This is a genomic window from Yersinia ruckeri ATCC 29473 (assembly GCF_000754815.1).
Taxonomy (GTDB): domain Bacteria; phylum Pseudomonadota; class Gammaproteobacteria; order Enterobacterales; family Enterobacteriaceae; genus Yersinia; species Yersinia ruckeri.
Window position 1 is genome coordinate 3,499,549 of sequence record NZ_KN150747.1, and the last position, 18,019, is coordinate 3,517,567.

The window sequence follows — 18,019 nt, forward strand, 5'->3', positions numbered from 1 at the left end:
CAGTAGTTATCCCCCTCCATCAGGCAGATCCCCAGACATTACTCACCCGTCCGCCGCTCGCCGGCAAAGTAGCAAGCTACTTTCCGCTGCCGCTCGACTTGCATGTGTTAGGCCTGCCGCCAGCGTTCAATCTGAGCCATGATCAAACTCTTCAATTTAAGATTTGTTTGATTTGCTACCCAAGGGTAGCGATGCTCAAAGATTACTTTCTGCAAATATGCATTCGAACCGAAGTTCAAATGTGTACTGCTTTGGTCACTCTTCAAGACTTTGATATTTCTTCTGCCTGCCGAAACAGGCTAGATATCGTCTTGCGAGTGCCCACACAGATTGTCTGATAAATTGTTAAAGAGCGTTCGTTACCTGTTCGCTTGCGGCGAATCTTACGGTAACGCGGGAGGTGCACATTACGCTTTCCCGCTACAGAGTCAACAACTTAATTCGTTAATTTTCTCTGCTCTCCCCGGCCACTCTGTGAAGTTGCTCACAGCGCCGTGTCGATGGATGCGCATTATAGGGAGCTGCTTCAGAATGGCAAGGGTTTATCGTAAACTTTATTCTGTTTGCTGATTATTTACGCTTTACGTTTATTTAATCCGCATTTTGATGGTTTTGGGTAGCTCTACAAGGCTATTCAGGACGATATCCGCCGCAGCTTCACCTTCTTCCGTTACCGGTTTACCGCTTCTGACCAATACCTTGGTACCCACATTGGCAGCCAGAGCAGCCTGCATATCTTCTATTTTGTCACCGACCATATAAGAAGCAGCCATATCAATGTTCAATTCTTGCTGTGCTTCTATTAGCATACCCGGTAATGGCTTGCGGCATTCGCAGATTTGGCGGAACGCCTCAACGCTACCTTCCGGGTGATGGGGGCAAAAATAGATACCGTCCAAATCAACACCACGATCGGCTAACGACCAATCCATCCACTCCGTCAGGCTAATAAACTGTGCTTCGGTGAATTTGCCACGAGCAATGCCAGACTGGTTCGTCACCAGCACCAAAGCAAATCCCATTTCCTTTAATTCGCGGCAGGCGTCAATCACGCCGTCTATAAACTGAAAGTTATCTATTTCGTGGACATAACCGTGGTCGATATTAAGGGTACCGTCACGATCTAAAAATATTGCGGGAACTGGCTGTGTCACTTATCTGCTCCTGAGGACTGTTAACCACGTTAGTATTGCATGTTTCACCCATCATTGAGAACGAAGAGAAATAACCTTCCCAGTTGACTTGGACGTCTAGACGCCTTAACATCCGATACATGCTTTGGTTTCACTAAAGTTTACTTTTTATCTAGCCACGGAAACTGACGATAAAATAAGAATAATATGATTAAACTCTCGAATATCAGCAAAGTGTTTCAGCAAGGTACGCGTGTTATTACCGCCTTATCTGACGTGACTCTCCACGTTCCTGCTGGGCAGATTTATGGCGTTATCGGCGCATCAGGCGCAGGTAAAAGCACCCTGATTCGTTGCGCCAACATGTTAGAACGCCCAACCAGTGGTCAGGTTCTGGTTGACGGTCAGGATCTGACATTATTATCAGAAAGCCAACTGACTCGTGCACGCCGTCAGATCGGTATGATTTTTCAGCACTTCAATCTGCTCTCTTCCCGTACTGTTTACGGTAATATCGCCCTGCCTTTAGAGCTGGATAATATGTCACGAGCAGAGATAAAGAAGAGAGTGCTCGAATTATTGGATCTGGTTGGGTTGACTGACAAGCAAGATGCCTATCCGGCAAATCTGTCCGGTGGACAGAAACAACGTGTAGCAATCGCCCGGGCGCTGGCCAGCAACCCCAAAGTGTTACTCTGTGATGAAGCTACCAGCGCACTGGATCCGGCAACCACTCGCTCGATTCTGGAATTGCTGAAAGATATTAACCGTCGTTTAGGTTTGACCATTTTGTTGATTACTCATGAGATGGATGTGGTAAAGCGCATTTGCGATCAGGTTGCCGTGATCAGCGAAGGTCAATTGATTGAAAAAGATAGCGTAAGCGAAGTGTTCTCTCATCCAAAGACACCGTTGGCGCAACAGTTTATTCAATCGACTCTGCATCTGGATATCCCAGAAGACTACGCCCAGCGCATGACTGCGGAACCGACATCCGATCGCGTACCACTTTTGAAACTGGAGTTCACGGGTCAATCGGTCGATGCGCCGCTGATTTCACAGGCTGTACGTCGCTTCAATATTGATATTGGGATTCTTAGTTCACAAATGGATTATGCCGGTGGCGTTAAATTCGGCGTTATGTTGGCGGAATTGCACGGCGATAATGAAAATGCATTATCTGCCATTAAGTTCCTGCAGGATCATCATGTAAAAGTAGAGGTTCTGGGTTATGTCTGAGGCAATGATGTGGTTAATGGGCCGGGGCATCTGGGAAACTATTATGATGACCTTCGTTTCCGGTTTCTTCGGTTTCGTGATTGGGTTACCGATTGGCGTACTGCTATACATTACGCGTCCGGGTCAAATCAGCGCCAATAATAAGCTGTACAATTGCTTGTCGGCACTGGTTAATATCTTCCGTTCTATTCCTTTTATTATTTTACTGGTTTGGATGATTCCATTTACCCGCATGATCGTGGGTACATCTATTGGTTTACAGGCCGCTATTGTGCCGCTAACCGTCGGTGCTGCGCCCTTTATTGCGCGGATGGTTGAAAATGCTTTGCTGGAGATTCCTTCTGGCCTGGTGGAAGCCGCTCGAGCCATGGGTGCTACGCCATTCCAGATCATCAAAAAAGTATTACTGCCAGAAGCTTTGCCTGGTCTGGTTAACGCTGCAACCATCACGCTGATTACTCTGGTTGGTTATTCTGCCATGGGTGGTGCGGTGGGAGCCGGTGGTTTAGGTCAAATTGGTTACCAGTACGGTTACATTGGCTATAACGCAACCGTTATGAATACTGTATTAGTGTTGTTAGTTATTTTGGTGTATCTGATTCAGTTCTGTGGTGATCGGATCGTTAGAACCGTGACTCATAAGTAATAATCAGCCTGCGATAGCGCTCACAACAGCGCATATTAAAATGAATGTCTATAGAGGAAAGGATATGTCTTTTAAATTGAAATCCATCGCGGCAGTCGGCGCGCTGATTGGTACTCTGGTTCTGACCGGTTGTGGCCAGGAAGAAAAAGATCCAAACCACATTAAAGTTGGTGTAATTGTGGGCACCGAGCAACAAGTGGCCGAAGTGGCTCAAAAAGTTGCAAAAGAGAAATATGGCTTAAACGTTGAGCTGGTTACGTTCAACGATTACGTATTGCCAAACGAAGCGCTGAGTAAAGGTGATATCGACCTTAACGCCTTCCAGCATAAACCTTATCTGGATCAGCAAATCAAAGACCGTGGCTATAAACTGGTGTCTGTCGGTAACTCGTTTGTTTATCCAATTGCTGGCTATTCCAAGAAGATCAAATCATTGGATGAACTGCAACCGGGTTCTCAGGTTGCTCTGCCCAACGATCCAACGAACCTTGGTCGCTCATTGTTGCTGTTACAGCAGCAAGGTCTGATCACTCTGAAAGATGGCGTTGGCTTGCTGCCAACCGTGCTGGATGTAACCGGCAATCCGAAAAACCTGAAGTTGGTTGAGCTGGAAGCACCTCAGTTGCCACGTTCACTGGACGATCAACAAATCGCACTGGCGGTCATCAACACCACTTATGCCAGCCAGATTGGTTTAACTCCGGCCAAAGACGGTTTATTTGTTGAAGGCAAGGATTCACCTTACGTTAATCTGATCGTGGCGCGTGAAGACAATAAAGATGCGGAAAATGTGAAGAAATTCGTGCAGGCATACCAGTCTGACGAAGTTAACGAAGCGGCGAATAAAGCCTTCAATGGCGGTGCAGTGAAAGGTTGGTAATTTTTTATTACCTATTTTAGTCACTATATCTGCAAGACGGGCTTCGGCCCGTCTTGTTATTTGTGAGATAGATTGCTTCAATAGCGCAACTTAAATATAAAGCAAAGGAATTTCTATGCGTGCGTTACCTCTTTGTTTGTTAGCTCTTTCGCTAACGGGATGTTCTATGTTGCAAAACGGTTCATCCACCAACGAAAGAATGTTGCCCAACAAACCACAGCCAACAATAAAAAATACTCAAGCTTCGGCACCGCGCCCTGCTCCGGTCAAACTGTACAAAACGGCTGAAGAATTGGTCGGCAAACCTTTCCGTGATTTAGGTGAAGTGTCAGGTGAATCCTGCCAGACCAGCGCCCAAGATTCACCACCGAATATCGCAACTGCACGCAAGAGAATGCAAATCAAAGCCTCTTATATGAAAGCGAATGCGGTATTACTCCATGAGTGCCAGATTCTCAGCGGCGTTCCAGGTTGTTACCAACAAGCTATCTGCCAAGGTTCCGCGCTAAACGTATCGTCAAAATGACCACATTTACCTTTGAGCAGATCGGTGTTATCCGCTCACCTTATAAAGAGAAGTTTGCGGTTCCCCGGCAGCCTGGGCTGATTGAAGATGGCGGCGGCGAGCTACAGCTTCTCGCGCCTTATAATCAGCCAGAAGCGGTTCGCGGATTAACCGATTTCAGCCATCTGTGGATCATGTTTGTTTTTCACCAGACCATGGATGGCGGCTGGCGGCCAACGGTGCGTCCGCCAAGACTTGGCGGTAATGCCCGCATGGGCGTATTTGCCACTCGTTCGACGTTTCGCCCCAACCCTATCGGCATGTCGCTGATTGAGTTAAAAGGCGTTCGCACCAAAGGTTCTGACGTCATCCTCGAACTCGGTAGCCTGGATCTGGTTGATGGCACGCCAGTTATCGATATCAAGCCCTATTTGCCGTTCGCCGAAAGTCAGCCGCAAGCCCGAGCCGGTTTTGCTCAATCGGCACCGGATGCTGATATGCCCGTCTCTTTTTCAGCTTATGCTCAGCAGCAATTGATTGAGCATCAGACCCGCTACCCGAATTTACAGCGTTTTATCCAGCAGGTTCTGGCGCAAGATCCTCGCCCGGCTTACCGCAAAAATGATGAAGAGTCGCGCGAATATGCCGTATTATTATTGGAATTTAACGTTCGTTGGCGAGTTATTGGGCAACAAACCGAAGTGTTATCCCTCGAACCACGCTAAATTTCATGCTGTTCTCTTTTGACAACCGGTTCTCACTGGTAAACTAAACTACTTTTATTGTTTTTGACTGCCTGACTACACGGCAGCCTGTTGCAATTTGCAGTTCTAATGGAACCAAAACATCATGCGCACTAGCCAATATCTGCTCTCCACTCTGAAAGAGACGCCTGCCGACGCGGAAGTCATTAGCCATCAACTGATGCTGCGTGCCGGCATGGTTCGTAAACTGGCCTCTGGTCTTTATACTTGGTTGCCCACCGGTATTCGCGTTCTGAAAAAAGTTGAAAATATCGTTCGTGAAGAGATGAACAACGCGGGTGCTATTGAAGTGTCGATGCCAGTGGTTCAGCCGGCAGACTTATGGCAGGAAAGTGGTCGCTGGGAGCAATATGGCCCAGAACTGCTGCGTTTTGTTGATCGTGGCGAACGTCCTTTTGTTCTCGGCCCGACTCACGAAGAAGTGATTACCGATCTGGTTCGTGGCGAAATCAACTCTTACAAACAGTTGCCGCTGAATTTCTTCCAGATTCAAACCAAATTTCGTGACGAAGTGCGTCCGCGCTTTGGTGTGATGCGTGCCCGTGAGTTTTTGATGAAAGATGCTTATTCTTTCCATACTACTCAGGAATCTCTGCAAGAAACCTACGATGCGATGTATGAAGCGTACAACCGTATCTTCAGTCGTATGGGGCTGGATTTCCGTCCTGTGCTGGCTGATACCGGTTCTATCGGTGGCGATGCTTCACATGAGTTCCAGGTTCTGGCTGACAGCGGTGAAGACGATATCGTGTTCTCAACGGGTTCTGACTACGCGGCTAATATTGAATTTGCCGAAGCCATGGCGCCTACCGAACCACGCGCCGCAGCAACAGAAGCGTTGCGTATTATCGATACGCCAAATGCTAAAACCATCGCAGAATTGGTTGAGCAGTTCCAGATGCCTATCGAGAAAACCGTCAAAACGCTGATGGTTCACGCTCACGAAGAAAGTGGCCATAAATTGGTTGCCTTGCTGGTACGTGGCGATCACGAACTGAATGAAATCAAGGCGGAGAAACTACCACAGGTAGCCAAACCTCTGACTTTCGCTACCGAAGAGGAAATTCGCGCTATCGTCGGTGCAGGTCCAGGTTCTCTTGGCCCAGTCAACCTGCCGATGCCTGTTGTGGTTGATCGCAGCGTAGCTGTCATGAGTGATTTTGGTGCCGGTGCCAATATTGATGGTAAACATTACTTCGGTATTAACTGGGAGCGCGATTTACCGCTGCCACCGGTTGCCGACCTGCGGAATGTCGTTGAGGGTGATATTAGCCCTGACGGCAAAGGTACGCTGCTGATCAAACGTGGCATCGAAGTCGGTCATATCTTCCAGTTAGGCACCAAGTACTCCGAAGCGATGAAAGCAACGGTTCAGGGCGAAGATGGCCGTAATCAGGTGATGGCCATGGGTTGTTACGGTATCGGGGTTTCCCGTGTGGTAGCAGCAGCGATTGAACAAAATCATGATGACCGTGGAATTATCTGGCCAGACGCTATCGCACCCTTCCAGGTGGCTATTCTGCCAATGAATATGCACAAGTCATTCCGCGTAAAAGAACTGGCGGAAGAACTGTATGCCACCCTGCGAACTAAAGGCATTGAGGTGATTCTGGATGACCGTAAAGAACGTCCAGGCGTCATGTTTGCCGATATGGAACTGATTGGTGTACCACATAACATCGTTATTGGTGATCGCAATCTGGATAGCGAAGAAGTCGAATACAAAAATCGCCGAACCGGTGAAAAGCAAATGATCAAAACCAGCGAAATCATTGAATTCCTGCTGAGTCAGATCAAAGGCTAATTCGCTAAAGTCAGCGACAAAAAAGCCCTATTTAAAATAGGGCTTTTTATTGCATCGTTCTCAATCATCGACTCACTGCAAATCAGCGATAATTTCCTCGCTACTCTTTGCTATCACAGGTTTTACCCGCAACAAACTGAATATCACCGTCTGGAATCATTGATTTATCCCATCGTCCCTCTTCCATAGAAGGACGCATGCCGAAATGTCCGTTTAGCATCAGAAATACCGGTTCGCCCGCTTTTCTCCGCACACTCAGGTAACCTTTTTCCAGCTCGATATTATTGTTTACGGCATAGCTTTGACCTGTCGTACAATCGGTAAACCGCGCCGCGTCAGCCATATAAACATACATGCCACGCAATGGTATCGACGTCGTTGGCAACGCTTCGCTTGCCGTTAACCGATAATTGAGTGACGACTGAATCGGCTGGCCAGTTTGATCGAGCATTTCCAGATCCTTACCAACCGGATGGAAGTAACGCTTTTCCCCCTTAGCATTGGTCAGCACTAGTTTATCGGCGGTTCGCGCCCAGGTTCCCTGCTCTGAAAAGACTTGATCGCCATCTTTGGTATCGCGATAGGTTTCCTGCAATACAAAAGTGCCATCATCATCTAAAAATAAAGAGGTATCCAACGCACTGCAATCGGCACAAGGCAATACACCCTGATAGCTTTGCAACATCGGTTGTAAAGTCTGTTCCGTGGGCTGATAACGATGATTACACCCAAGCAGCGACAACGCGCTAACCGCCAATAACAACGTAATACTGAGTTTACTCACAGTTTATCTCCTACTGCGTACCAATCCTATGGACCCACACCCCTCGCAGGCATCAATCCTGATGTATTTTACCGCGCAGTGCCTTAGTTGCGCCCTTGCGAACTTTGCCCTCAACCCGACGAATTTTAGAGCCTTTGGTCGGTTTGGTTGGCCGTCGGGTCTTTTCAACTACCATTGCCTGTCTGATCAACGCAACCAAGCGGGCTAGCGCGGCCTCCCGATTCATATCCTGACTACGGTATTCCTGTGCTTTGATGATCACAATACCGTCCGCCGTCACCAAATGATGATTCAATGCCAATAAACGTAGCTTATAGTACTCTGGCAGGCTGGAGGCCTTGATGTCAAAGCGCAAATGTATCGCCGTTGAGGATTTGTTAACATGTTGACCGCCCGCACCCTGAGCGCGGATGGCCGTCAACTCAATCTCACTGTCAGCCAGCATTAGGTTGTTGGAAATATTTAACACTGCTATTGCCCGTTGTCCTGCCACTCGGAAAAAGTAATTTCCAGATTATTCTGAGCGTCGGAAAGCCAAATAGTTCCCTCTTGCAGCGTAGCCTGCAACGTCATATTGCGTGTAGACAGTGCTGCCAGTTTGGCCATTTGCTCATCCTCCAGAAAACGCACCCGCAGATTGGCGTGGCCGGACAGCTTCTCTTTCACCTGCGGCCACCATACTTTTGCCGCACGTTCGCCATAGGCATACAACACAACCTGCTGTGATTGATTACAGGCTTTGCGTAACCGCTTTTCATCCGGTAAACCTAGCTCGACCCAAAGCTCAATACCATTATGGTCGTTATGCTGCCAGATTTCCGGCTCATCATCGGCACTTAACCCTTTAGTAAAGAATAAACGGTCGTCTGCATGACAAATCCACGCCAGTAGGCGCAACATCATGCGCTGGTCAGTTTCAGACGGATGTTGAGCAACCGTCAGGCTGGTATCCTGAAAGACATTGCGATCCATATCAGCAATATTAACGGTGGCTTTGTGAATGGTTGCTTTTAGTGCCATGGTGACCTCTTGGTTTTAAGGGGGACAGTGTACTTGATCGGCGATTAATGCGCTCAGTTAACCCATGAGAAAACCGATCATTAGTGCCTTTCGCTCCGCGAATAAACCTTGCGCCGAACGCTAATATCTCCCTAACTCCTGTGCTATAGTCCTTATAAGTTCAGAGTTTATCTTTGTGAATTTATGATGTGGTTTACCATTGAAAATCCACCGGGTTAAACTTTTCCAGGAGGATTACCGTGCAACAATACTGTGAATTAGTACGTCGTTTTTATGCCGAGATTGGCAGTGGCGATCTTGGTTATGTGCCTGATGCGCTGGGCTGTGTATTGAAAGCATTGGACGAAGTTGCGGCAAACAATGCGCTACCGTCCTCCGTTAGGGAACAGGCGGCTTATGCCGCCGCTAACTTATTGGTGAGCGATTATGTCGATGAGTGAAGAGTATCAACCCATCAATTGCGATGATTACGATAATCTGGAACTCGCCTGCCAGCATCACCTGGTACTGACGTTGAAGTTGAGAGGCGGCGAGATCGTAGAAGGTAAGGCCAGTGACCTGCTGTTAAGAAAACACGTTGAGTATCTGATTATCGAAGAATCAGGGAAAATACGCGAGTTACGTCTGGATCATATTGCCAGCTTCAGCCATCCAGAAATCGGAACTGTCGTCGTGAGTGCATCTTGACATTTCCAGCATAAAAAAGGGCCGCAATTTAAAAAACGGCCCATTTTTATTGGCTCCCGACAAAGCTAAGGTTTCAAACTGGCATAATAAGCGGCCAAATCGGACATATCCTCCTCGGTCAAACCTGATACATAGGCGCGCATGACTTCGGCCTGACCACCGGAACGCCCACCGGTTTTATAAGCCTTTAAGGATTGCTCCAGATAAAGCGCATTTTGCCCAGCGAGATTAGGATACATGGGAACAGATACTTTACCGTTCATGCCATGACAAGCAATACAGGTTGCCGATTTGGCTTTGCCTGCTGCGATATCGCTTTTTGCTAGCGCAGAAAAACTACTCAAACTCAACATCATTGCCACCAAAAGTACTGATCTCATCACCACTCCTCAATATCACTCTTTATTATTCTTTACTGTCCGTATCGCCGGTTTTCAGCCACTGTACTCGCCAATAAGGTCGGTTTTCTTCTGCTGCGCCCTGCGTCGTAACAAAAATGCCAATAGCCGCGATCAACTGCTCACCAAAATACAGGAGCGGAATACGTTCCCGTTCCCACGGAGGTATCCCTAGTTCTTGCCATAACTTTTTGGCACGACGAGAATGTAGACGCCCCACTATTTTAATTTCGCCTTGCAAGCCAAAACGGATACTGACGACCTCTTCAGCGGCTGGCGTTCTAATTTTTTGCCCGTTCTTATCGGATAATATCAAGGTGCCCATACCGGCAGGTAACACCAGCGGACTCGGGACTGACCAAGACACCACGGTTGGAAAAATTGCTTCCCTTATCGGCAACAGATAAAGATGCTGGCGAAAGCGTCGAATCTGATGATTTGACAGTTGTAGAATCGGTTCTGCATCGAGCCGTGCTAGCGCAATCTCATCCCATAATCGTTGTAATTGCTCTCTCGACGGCATCATGACACCTTGCCCGGCAAGCCAGCGTCGCAACAAAGCTGCGCGCTTGATATCTGACATTGCTTTCAGCCCGCTAATGGACAACGAACCATCGGGTTGCTGCAACTGCTGTAGTGGCTCAGCCAGCAGCTCATCCAGCAATTGTTCCTGCTCGGCACACAGTTCGGCACTGCGCGCCGTAGCGCGACTAAAATGTGGCCAACGCTCGGACAAAGTTGGCAGGACTTTCAGACGCAAGAAATTGCGATCAAAGCGATCGTCTTGATTACTGTCATCCTCGATCCAGGTTAGTTGGTAGTCATCCGCGTAACGCTCTAATTCCTGACGAGAAAGAGCCAGCAGCGGACGGATAATATAGCTATGGGCAAAAGGCATCAATGCCGCCATTGCAGATAGCCCCGCAGGGCCGCTACCGCGTTTTAAGGCTAACAGAAAGGTTTCGCACTGATCGTCGAGATGTTGAGCTGTCAGCAGAACTTCATCGCTGGCCAGCCTGGTTTTGAATGCCTGATAGCGCGCCGTTCGTGCCGCAGCCTCAATGCCAGTGTCGCTAGGGTCAATCTGGACTCGCACCATCTCCAATGCAATATTCCAACGCTGACACTGATGTTGACAATGCTCGCCCCAAGAATCCGCCAATGGGTTCAGACCGTGATGCACATAAATTGCCCGAATAACCAGATCGGGTAGCAGCCTGTCGCGTAACATCATCAGCGCGTGGAGTAACACGCTAGAATCCACCCCGCCGCTAAAACCAACCAGCAGGTGACGAGCGCCCTGCAACTGACTGGCTATATGTTTTATGATCGGATGCGGATCATGGTTCATCAATATGTCACTGTTTCGATTTGATTTCATACAATTCCAAAGGCAATCCATCCGGATCTTGGAAGAAAGTAAAACGTGAGTGGGTATAGGGATCAAGGCGAAGAGGTTCGCAGGTTACGCCTGCTGATTTAAGCTGTTGAATGCTTAATTCAATATCATCGACCTGAAAAGCCAAATGCCGTAAACCACAGGCTTCTGGGCGACTCGGGCGAGGTGCCGGTTCAGGGAAAGAAAATAACTCAATCGTATAATGGCCATTCAGTGCCAGATCGGCTTTCCAGGAATCACGCTCCTGACGATAAACCTCACTCAGCAAAGTAAAACCCAATACATCACAGTAAAAGTCTTTACTGGCCTGATAATTTGAGCCAATTATCGCAATGTGGTGAATCTGACGAATGCCTAACATCCTTTACTCCATATGATATCAATCCGCTTAAATATCGCGACCTCAGCGGATATTGGCGACCACTTTGCCAACCAGGTCCGCCATCTGACATTTTTCTATAATACCGCGAATCTGCGGCCAAAACATATCGTAAGGCGCCAGTTTCATCTCCGACAACCTATTCTTGATGTGCAAATTCAGATCAAAAGCTCGCTTAAACTCCATCGTTCGGCAGAGTAAACTCATTGTCGCCGCGTGTTGTGAAGTTCAGGGTTCAGTTAATTCTTATAGTATCCCTATTTAGCTAATAATCGTGATAATATTCTGCTGCATCTCCTCAAACCTCACATGATTGGCTATTCGCTTATAATAATATGAAAAAATATCACTAAACACCTAATTAGACAATGATATTGAGAGAGTTCATATCTAGCCAAATAAAAAACAAAACTAACAAAACTCATTCGCCCCCATCACCTAAACTTCAATGCAACATACCCAAAAAAACAAAGACAATAACATTAATAAAAAAATATAACGTTAACTTTTCTCACACCTCTATCTTTATTTTTATTTTTAATATTTTTTTATAAAGTTATAGTATTTTATTTAAATTTATAAAGGAGGTGTTATGCAGGAGAATTTCTTCTCTCTATTATTTAATCTATCATTTCTTATCGTTTTCTTATTTTTTTATATTCCGCCCAGCTACGCTATTCACCCCGTTAACATCGTATATCGAGCAGATACCAGAAACTTAGCAGAGATATATGCGGTCAACGGAATGCGACCTTGGGAAAATCAGCGTGTTGACTATGATCTGATTCATCATTTTGACGGCGAATCTGTGGATGATTACACCAGCGCTTTTGTCTCTACTAGCTCTTCATTAAGCCAAAGCGTTGAACATGCGGCATCACTTGCCAGAGCCAATAGCGAGGAACCTTTTGATGATGACTTTCGTATTTTTATCTACGCAATAAGACCCGGGTTAAATTTCTATAACGTCGAAGGCTCCATTGCTCATGCCAGAGATAATAGTGTAGAAAATTCACCACGACGATTAGGATTATCAGCTATATTACAAACTTATGGCGCAATGGAAGAATGGGTTGCGCTTGAAGGCATCGCGACAGATCGTATTATCTCTTTTATCGAACTAACCGGAGAAATGCTGCAACGTTATTATCAATCCGACCAGTTAGTTTCACATACATTTTGGGCTAATCGCTGGCAACCAAACTCAGGTTATAACGTAGCGAACGATCATGATATCAGTACCGTAGAGTTTTATACGAATATTGGTGATCCCCGCGGCTATCGTAATGTAATACAAATTGACACACAACATCAATTACCTACTTCGTTTATTTGTATAACACCCAACAGTGAATCGGCCAAGAAAAGGCAGGTGAAAAATAATATCTGTCAATTTAGGAAAGGCCGGCACTTCTATTTAATCAACAGACTAGTAGCAGCATTAGATAATAATTTTAAATAAAATATAAATTCATCATAATGAACTTTATACATGGAGGTTTCTTTGAATAAACCAATGATCTTTTCCATTTTAATATTATTAACTCCAGCCGTCTTTGCCGATAATACTCCCGGTAGTAGTTATGTAATAGACGGAACCGTCGCAGCTATTCGTATGTCTGATCAAGGATGTCGAATTTCATTTAGCGAAAAAACCGTGCCAAGAGAAAATAGGGTCTGGCATTTCAGTAACACCCCCATGATCTGCAATCTGGCAAAAACAGCTTACATACTGCGGGAAACAGTCAGGGTAAATGTGGATGTAGATCAGAACAAAGAATACGTTAACACCATTTCCAGCATTATTATTGGCGATACAAATTCAAAGTGGTTACCCAATAGTCTCTGATCAAATCGTTCGTATTTGCCAATAAAAAACCCGGAGCCAAATTTTGACTCCGGGTTTTTAACTGAAAGATTAAATCAGCAGTAGCCGTAATTCATCAAGCGCTGATAACGACGATTCAACAACTCTTCGTTGTTCAATACGTCCAGATCGCTAAGATCGGCCAGCAACTGCGCTTTCAGTGAAGCAGCAATGGCTTGATAATTACGATGCGCACCGCCTAATGGCTCAGGGATCACAGAATCGATCATTTTGAGTTCTTTCAGGCGCGGCGCAGTAATGCCCATAGCTTCAGCAGCCAACGGCGCTTTATCTGCACTTTTCCACAGAATTGATGCACAACCTTCCGGAGAAATAACCGAATAGGTACTGTATTGCAGCATATTCACTTTATCGCCCACACCAATGGCCAATGCGCCACCAGAACCACCCTCACCGATAACGGTACAGATGATTGGAACATTCAAGCGAGACATTTCACGCAAATTACGAGCGATGGCTTCAGATTGGCCTCGCTCTTCTGCACCAACGCCAGGATAAGCACCTGGAGTATCGATGAAAGTAATGATCGGCAGCTTAAAGCGCTCAGCCATTTCCATCAACCGCAGCGCTTTACGGTAACCTTCCGGTGCTGGCATACCAAAGTTACGACGAATCTTTTCTTTGGTTTCGCGGCCTTTCTGATGACCAATGATCATCACCGGACGACCTTCCAGACGAGCAATCCCACCGACGATAGCTTTATCATCAGCGTAAGCACGGTCACCCGCCAGCTCTTCGAAATCCGTAAAGATATTAGCGATATAATCCAGAGAATAAGGGCGTCGTGGATGGCGCGCTAATTGTGCGATCTGCCAGGCCCCGAGGTCCGAAAAAATCTTCCGCGTCAGCTCAACACTTTTCTCACGCAGACGCTGGACCTCTTCATCCAGATTAATATCTAATTTTTCGTCTTGACGGCTGACTGCAGTCAGCGAGTCAATTTTCGCTTCCAGCTCTGCAATCGGCTGTTCAAAATCAAGAAAATTCAGACTCATAGCATTCCTATTTTAGTCAAATTCCAGTTCCACCTGCTCATTACCCACCAACGTCCGCAAATCAATCAATAAGCGATCTGTTGGTGTCACACGCCATGTGGCACCAAACCGCAGCCTGGCACGCGCATCTTCCCGTTGGTAATAAAGATGGACTGGGATCGTCCCCGAACGATGGGGTTCCAACGATTGGCGGAGACGGTTCAAAAGCTGGTCATCAATTTGCCTGTCAGTCAGCGAGATAGCAAGCCCACGGGCATATTTTTCACGAGCTTCACTGATATCCATTAATTCGCGGGCGGTCATTTTAAGCCCACCGCTAAAGTCATCAAAGCTGACCTGTCCACTGGCTATCAGGATACGGTCTTTTTCCAATAAATGCTGATATTTTTCCAACGCATCCGTGAACAACATCACTTCAAGTCGTCCAGAACGGTCATCCAGGGTACAAATCCCGATGCGATTTCCGCGTTTCGTCACCATAACACGCGCAGCAGTGACCAGCCCTACCGCCGTCGTCATTTTGCCCCGATCCGTCGGGTGCATATCTTTCAAACGCAATCCACCAGTATAGCGTTCGATTTCCTTCAGATACTGCGTAATTGGGTGACCGGTCAAATACAGCCCCAGCGTCTCCCGTTCACCGTCTAGGACCACCTGTTCCTGCCAATGCGGGACATTGGCATAAGACTGCTCGACCTGTTCCGGCGCATCAGCCAATACGCCAAACATATCCGCCTGACCGATAGCTTCGGCTTTGGCATGTTGGTCAGCCGCTTTCAGCGCTTCTCCGAGTGAACTCATCAACGCGGCTCGGTGTGGTCCAAGCCGGTCGAAAGCACCAGACATGACCAGTTTTTCCAGAATCCGCCGGTTCAGTTTCTTGGTGTCCACCCGCGCGCACAGGTCAAACAGATCTTTAAAGTAGCCACCTTCGTTACGGGCTTCCAGCATCGCTTCGATTGGGCCTTCGCCCACACCTTTAATGGCACCGATACCGTAAACGATCTCACCTTCATCATTTACATGGAAATGATAAAGACCACTGTTAATATCTGGCGGCAGGATTTTCAACCCCATGCGCCAGCACTCATCCACCAGACCGACGACTTTCTCGGTATTATCCATATCGGCTGTCATGACAGCCGCCATAAATTCAGCGGGATAATGAGCCTTCAGCCATAGCGTCTGATAGGAAACCAAGGCATAGGCCGCTGAGTGGGATTTGTTAAAACCGTAACCTGCAAATTTTTCTACCAGATCGAAGATTTTAATCGCCAGTTCGCCGTCGATACCCTGACTTTTCGCACCATCTTCAAATACCGAACGTTGTTTAGCCATCTCGGCCGGATTTTTCTTACCCATTGCACGGCGTAGCATATCCGCCCCACCAAGCGAGTAGCCTGATAGTACCTGGGCAATCTGCATAACCTGCTCCTGGTACAGGATAATGCCATAGGTGGGTTCCAGAACCGGTTTAAGAGATTCATGCTGCCATTGGATATCCGGATAGGATAACGCTTCGCGACCGTGCTTACGGTCAATAAAGTTGTCTACCATGCCAGATTGCAGCGGCCCAGGACGAAACAGAGCCACCAGTGCGATCATGTCTTCGAAGCAGTCAGGCTTCAAACGTTTGATCAAATCTTTCATCCCGCGGGATTCAAGCTGAAATACTGCCGTCGTTTCCGAGCGTTGCAGCATATCGAAGCTTTTTTTGTCCTCCAGCGGAATAGAGGCGATATCAATAGGTTCCAGCCCGGTTTTGGCACGGCGGGCATTGATCATCTCCAGCGCCCAGTTAATGATGGTCAGAGTGCGCAAGCCAAGGAAGTCAAACTTCACCAGACCGGCATATTCCACATCATTTTTATCGAACTGAGTAACCGGGTTCTTCCCTTCGGCATCACAATATAGCGGGGCAAAATCAGTAATTTTAGTCGGGGCAATAACCACCCCACCGGCATGTTTACCGGCGTTACGGGTGACGCCTTCCAGTTTACGCGCCATATCGATCAAGGCTCTGACTTCTTCGTCAGCTTCGTAAATTTCAGCTAATTGCGGCTCAGCCTCAAAGGCTTTTTCCAACGTCATGCCCGGTTCAGGCGGAACCAATTTGGAAATACGATCCACAAAGCCATACGGATGACCGAGCACTCGTCCCACATCGCGGATAACCGCTTTGGCCGCCATCGTACCGAAGGTAATAATTTGTGAAACGGCATCTCGACCGTACATTTCCGCAACGTGCTCAATCACCAGATCGCGCTTTTCCATACAGAAATCGACGTCGAAATCGGGCATGGATACACGTTCCGGGTTCAGGAAACGTTCGAAAAGCAGGTCAAACTCCAAGGGATCAAGATCGGTAATCTTCAGGGCATAAGCCACGAGAGAACCGGCGCCCGAACCACGTCCTGGCCCAACAGGAACGCCATTATCTTTTGACCACTGGATAAATTCCATCACGATCAGGAAGTAACCGGGGAAGCCCATCTGGTTGATAACTTTAAGTTCAATATCCAGACGTTCATCATATTCAGGCCGTTTTTGCGCCCTGACTTCTGGGTCGGGGAATAAAAATTCCAATCGCTCTTCCAGGCCCTGTCTGGATTTCTCCACCAGAAAATCTTCCGTGCTCATATCACCGGTAGGGAATTGAGGCAGAAAGTATTCACCCAGACGGATAGTGACGTTACAGCGTTTGGCGATTTCTACGCTGTTAATCAGCGCCTCGGGGATATCCGCAAACAGTTCACACATCTGCTCTTCGTCGCGCATAAACTGCTGAGGGCTGTAATTCTTCGGTCGCTTGGGATCAACCAGCGTGAAGCCATCATGAATCGCTACGCGAATTTCATGGGCATCAAAATCAGATTCATCAATAAAACGAACATCATTGGTCGCAACAACGGGCAAACTGCGCGCGGTAGCCAGCGCCACCGCAGCATGCAGGTAATTTTCTTCATCCGGTCGTCCGGTACGGATTAATTCCAGATAATAGCTATCAGGGAAATATTCTTGATAAAAATCAAGGCACTGATCAACCTGAGACTGATTACCACGTACCAAGAACTTGCCCACGTCCCCCATCCGACCACCGGATAGCAAGATCAGCCCTTCGCGGTGCTTTATCAGCCAATCACGATCGATAGTGGGCCCGGCGGGGCCATAGCCACGCTGGTACGCTTCAGAAATAAGTAGGGTAAGATTTTGATAGCCTTGATTATTTTTAGCCAGAACTGTCAATTGTGCCAGCTCATCGCCCAGCATATCGCTTTGCACACAGAAATCAGCGCCGATGATTGGTTTGATTCCTGCGCCATGGGCACTACCGTAAAACTTCACTAAACCGCACAGGTTAGTAAAGTCAGTCACGGCCAAAGCTGGCATACCTAAAGCAGCAGCCCTTTTCACCAAGGGTCCAATCTTGGCTAATCCATCGATCATGGAGTAATCGCTGTGAACACGCAGGTGGACAAAACGAGGTTCGGCCATATC

20 protein-coding genes are annotated in these 18,019 nt (G+C 47.4%); 11 read left to right on the forward strand and 9 right to left on the reverse strand.

Annotated features, from left to right (window positions below):
- Window positions 1–338, forward strand: a 338-nt coding sequence (locus tag DJ39_RS18180; RefSeq protein WP_211248562.1) for a hypothetical protein, incomplete at its 5' end; no start/stop codon positions are given.
- A 249-nt stretch (window positions 339–587) separates the two neighbouring features.
- Here the strand turns inward: DJ39_RS18180 and gmhB are convergent.
- Entirely contained in the window at window positions 588–1,154 is a 567-nt protein-coding gene (gmhB, locus tag DJ39_RS15755; protein WP_004719612.1) for a D-glycero-beta-D-manno-heptose 1,7-bisphosphate 7-phosphatase, read from the reverse strand.
- A 186-nt stretch (window positions 1,155–1,340) separates the two neighbouring features.
- Here gmhB and metN point away from each other — a divergent pair, with 186 nt between their 5' ends.
- The 6 genes from metN (at window position 1,341) to proS (ending at window position 6,971) form a co-directional block, all read left to right on the forward strand.
- Window positions 1,341–2,372 carry a methionine ABC transporter ATP-binding protein MetN gene (gene metN, locus DJ39_RS15760; protein WP_004719614.1) on the forward strand — a complete coding sequence of 344 codons (1,032 nt, stop codon included), beginning with the start codon at window positions 1,341–1,343 and terminating at the stop codon, window positions 2,370–2,372.
- Window positions 2,365–3,018 carry a methionine ABC transporter permease MetI gene (locus DJ39_RS15765; RefSeq protein ID WP_038245144.1) on the forward strand — a complete coding sequence of 218 codons (654 nt, stop codon included), beginning with the start codon at window positions 2,365–2,367 and terminating at the stop codon, window positions 3,016–3,018. Before metN ends, DJ39_RS15765 begins: the two co-directional genes overlap by 8 nt.
- A 64-nt stretch (window positions 3,019–3,082) precedes the next feature.
- A complete protein-coding gene (locus DJ39_RS15770) occupies window positions 3,083–3,898 on the forward strand; it encodes a MetQ/NlpA family lipoprotein (protein WP_004719617.1) in 816 nt (271 codons plus the stop codon).
- 115 nt (window positions 3,899–4,013) lie between these two features.
- On the forward strand, window positions 4,014–4,424 hold the full coding sequence (gene rcsF, locus DJ39_RS15775) for an Rcs stress response system protein RcsF (RefSeq protein WP_038245146.1): 411 nt from the start codon (window positions 4,014–4,016) through the stop codon (window positions 4,422–4,424).
- Window positions 4,421–5,128 (forward strand): tRNA (N6-threonylcarbamoyladenosine(37)-N6)-methyltransferase TrmO, encoded by a 708-nt coding sequence (tsaA, locus tag DJ39_RS15780; RefSeq protein ID WP_004719618.1) that lies wholly within the window; start codon window positions 4,421–4,423, stop codon window positions 5,126–5,128. The genes rcsF and tsaA overlap by 4 nt, the downstream gene beginning before the upstream one ends.
- Window positions 5,129–5,252: 124 nt before the next feature.
- The gene (gene proS / locus DJ39_RS15785) at window positions 5,253–6,971 is read left to right on the forward strand and encodes a proline--tRNA ligase (RefSeq protein ID WP_004719620.1); all 1,719 of its coding nucleotides are present in this window, start codon (window positions 5,253–5,255) and stop codon (window positions 6,969–6,971) included.
- 100 nt (window positions 6,972–7,071) lie between these two features.
- Here proS and nlpE read toward each other — a convergent pair whose 3' ends face one another.
- The 3 genes from nlpE to DJ39_RS15800 are packed head-to-tail and all read right to left on the reverse strand — an operon-like array spanning window position 7,072 to window position 8,775.
- Window positions 7,072–7,755, reverse strand: a complete 684-nt coding sequence (gene nlpE, locus DJ39_RS15790) for an envelope stress response activation lipoprotein NlpE (RefSeq protein WP_004719621.1) — start codon at window positions 7,753–7,755, stop codon at window positions 7,072–7,074.
- 52 nt (window positions 7,756–7,807) lie between these two features.
- On the reverse strand, window positions 7,808–8,224 hold the full coding sequence (gene arfB, locus DJ39_RS15795) for an alternative ribosome rescue aminoacyl-tRNA hydrolase ArfB (RefSeq protein ID WP_004719623.1): 417 nt from the start codon (window positions 8,222–8,224) through the stop codon (window positions 7,808–7,810).
- A gap of 2 nt (window positions 8,225–8,226) precedes the next feature.
- Window positions 8,227–8,775: a YaeQ family protein gene (locus DJ39_RS15800; RefSeq protein ID WP_004719626.1), complete on the reverse strand. Its 549-nt coding sequence runs from the start codon at window positions 8,773–8,775 to the stop codon at window positions 8,227–8,229.
- Between the two features lie 239 nt (window positions 8,776–9,014).
- On the opposite strand from DJ39_RS15800, the gene DJ39_RS15805 reads away from it, so the two are divergent.
- Both DJ39_RS15805 and rof read left to right on the forward strand, forming a co-directional pair.
- Window positions 9,015–9,215 (forward strand): YaeP family protein, encoded by a 201-nt coding sequence (locus DJ39_RS15805; protein ID WP_004719628.1) that lies wholly within the window; start codon window positions 9,015–9,017, stop codon window positions 9,213–9,215.
- Window positions 9,202–9,462 (forward strand): Rho-binding antiterminator, encoded by a 261-nt coding sequence (rof, locus tag DJ39_RS15810; protein ID WP_038245151.1) that lies wholly within the window; start codon window positions 9,202–9,204, stop codon window positions 9,460–9,462. The genes DJ39_RS15805 and rof overlap by 14 nt, the downstream gene beginning before the upstream one ends.
- 65 nt (window positions 9,463–9,527) lie before the next feature.
- Here the strand turns inward: rof and DJ39_RS15815 are convergent, their stop codons facing one another.
- From DJ39_RS15815 to DJ39_RS15825, 3 genes are read right to left on the reverse strand one after another with little or no spacing between them, the layout of a single operon-like run.
- A complete protein-coding gene (locus DJ39_RS15815; protein WP_256466109.1) occupies window positions 9,528–9,842 on the reverse strand; it encodes a c-type cytochrome in 315 nt (104 codons plus the stop codon).
- Between the two features lie 25 nt (window positions 9,843–9,867).
- Window positions 9,868–11,211 (reverse strand): tRNA lysidine(34) synthetase TilS, encoded by a 1,344-nt coding sequence (gene tilS, locus DJ39_RS15820; RefSeq protein ID WP_004719634.1) that lies wholly within the window; start codon window positions 11,209–11,211, stop codon window positions 9,868–9,870.
- Between the two features lie 7 nt (window positions 11,212–11,218).
- Window positions 11,219–11,620, reverse strand: coding sequence for a VOC family protein (locus tag DJ39_RS15825; protein ID WP_004719636.1), 402 nt, complete (start codon window positions 11,618–11,620; stop codon window positions 11,219–11,221).
- A 610-nt stretch (window positions 11,621–12,230) separates the two neighbouring features.
- Here DJ39_RS15825 and DJ39_RS15830 point away from each other — a divergent pair.
- Window positions 12,231–13,100: a hydrolase or acyltransferase (alpha/beta hydrolase superfamily) gene (locus DJ39_RS15830; RefSeq protein ID WP_004719640.1), complete on the forward strand. Its 870-nt coding sequence runs from the start codon at window positions 12,231–12,233 to the stop codon at window positions 13,098–13,100.
- Window positions 13,101–13,142: 42 nt separating this feature from the next.
- Complete coding sequence (locus DJ39_RS15835; protein ID WP_131474311.1) at window positions 13,143–13,487, forward strand: hypothetical protein; 345 nt, start codon at window positions 13,143–13,145, stop codon at window positions 13,485–13,487.
- 74 nt (window positions 13,488–13,561) lie between these two features.
- On the opposite strand, the gene accA is transcribed toward DJ39_RS15835, so the two are convergent.
- Both accA and dnaE read right to left on the reverse strand, forming a co-directional pair.
- Window positions 13,562–14,521 (reverse strand): acetyl-CoA carboxylase carboxyl transferase subunit alpha, encoded by a 960-nt coding sequence (gene accA, locus DJ39_RS15840; RefSeq protein WP_004719642.1) that lies wholly within the window; start codon window positions 14,519–14,521, stop codon window positions 13,562–13,564.
- 12 nt (window positions 14,522–14,533) lie between these two features.
- On the reverse strand, window positions 14,534–18,016 hold the full coding sequence (gene dnaE / locus DJ39_RS15845) for a DNA polymerase III subunit alpha (protein ID WP_038251560.1): 3,483 nt from the start codon (window positions 18,014–18,016) through the stop codon (window positions 14,534–14,536).
- Window positions 18,017–18,019: the final 3 nt, after the last annotated feature.

What these genes read in the sequence shown, in the direction of transcription:
- tsaA (WP_004719618.1), top strand. Translation starts at nt 4,421, where the DNA reads ATGACCACATTTACCTTTGAGCAGATCGGTGTTATCCGCTCACCTTAT.
- DJ39_RS15830 (WP_004719640.1), top strand. Translation starts at nt 12,231, where the DNA reads ATGCAGGAGAATTTCTTCTCTCTATTATTTAATCTATCATTTCTTATC.
- dnaE (WP_038251560.1), bottom strand. Translation starts at nt 18,016, where the DNA reads ATGGCCGAACCTCGTTTTGTCCACCTGCGTGTTCACAGCGATTACTCC.
- metN (WP_004719614.1), top strand. Translation starts at nt 1,341, where the DNA reads ATGATTAAACTCTCGAATATCAGCAAAGTGTTTCAGCAAGGTACGCGT.
- accA (WP_004719642.1), bottom strand. Translation starts at nt 14,521, where the DNA reads ATGAGTCTGAATTTTCTTGATTTTGAACAGCCGATTGCAGAGCTGGAA.
- rof (WP_038245151.1), top strand. Translation starts at nt 9,202, where the DNA reads ATGTCGATGAGTGAAGAGTATCAACCCATCAATTGCGATGATTACGAT.
- proS (WP_004719620.1), top strand. Translation starts at nt 5,253, where the DNA reads ATGCGCACTAGCCAATATCTGCTCTCCACTCTGAAAGAGACGCCTGCC.
- tilS (WP_004719634.1), bottom strand. Translation starts at nt 11,211, where the DNA reads ATGAACCATGATCCGCATCCGATCATAAAACATATAGCCAGTCAGTTG.
- rcsF (WP_038245146.1), top strand. Translation starts at nt 4,014, where the DNA reads ATGCGTGCGTTACCTCTTTGTTTGTTAGCTCTTTCGCTAACGGGATGT.
- DJ39_RS15800 (WP_004719626.1), bottom strand. Translation starts at nt 8,775, where the DNA reads ATGGCACTAAAAGCAACCATTCACAAAGCCACCGTTAATATTGCTGAT.
- DJ39_RS15770 (WP_004719617.1), top strand. Translation starts at nt 3,083, where the DNA reads ATGTCTTTTAAATTGAAATCCATCGCGGCAGTCGGCGCGCTGATTGGT.
- DJ39_RS15765 (WP_038245144.1), top strand. Translation starts at nt 2,365, where the DNA reads ATGTCTGAGGCAATGATGTGGTTAATGGGCCGGGGCATCTGGGAAACT.
- DJ39_RS15815 (WP_256466109.1), bottom strand. Translation starts at nt 9,842, where the DNA reads ATGAGATCAGTACTTTTGGTGGCAATGATGTTGAGTTTGAGTAGTTTT.
- DJ39_RS15825 (WP_004719636.1), bottom strand. Translation starts at nt 11,620, where the DNA reads ATGTTAGGCATTCGTCAGATTCACCACATTGCGATAATTGGCTCAAAT.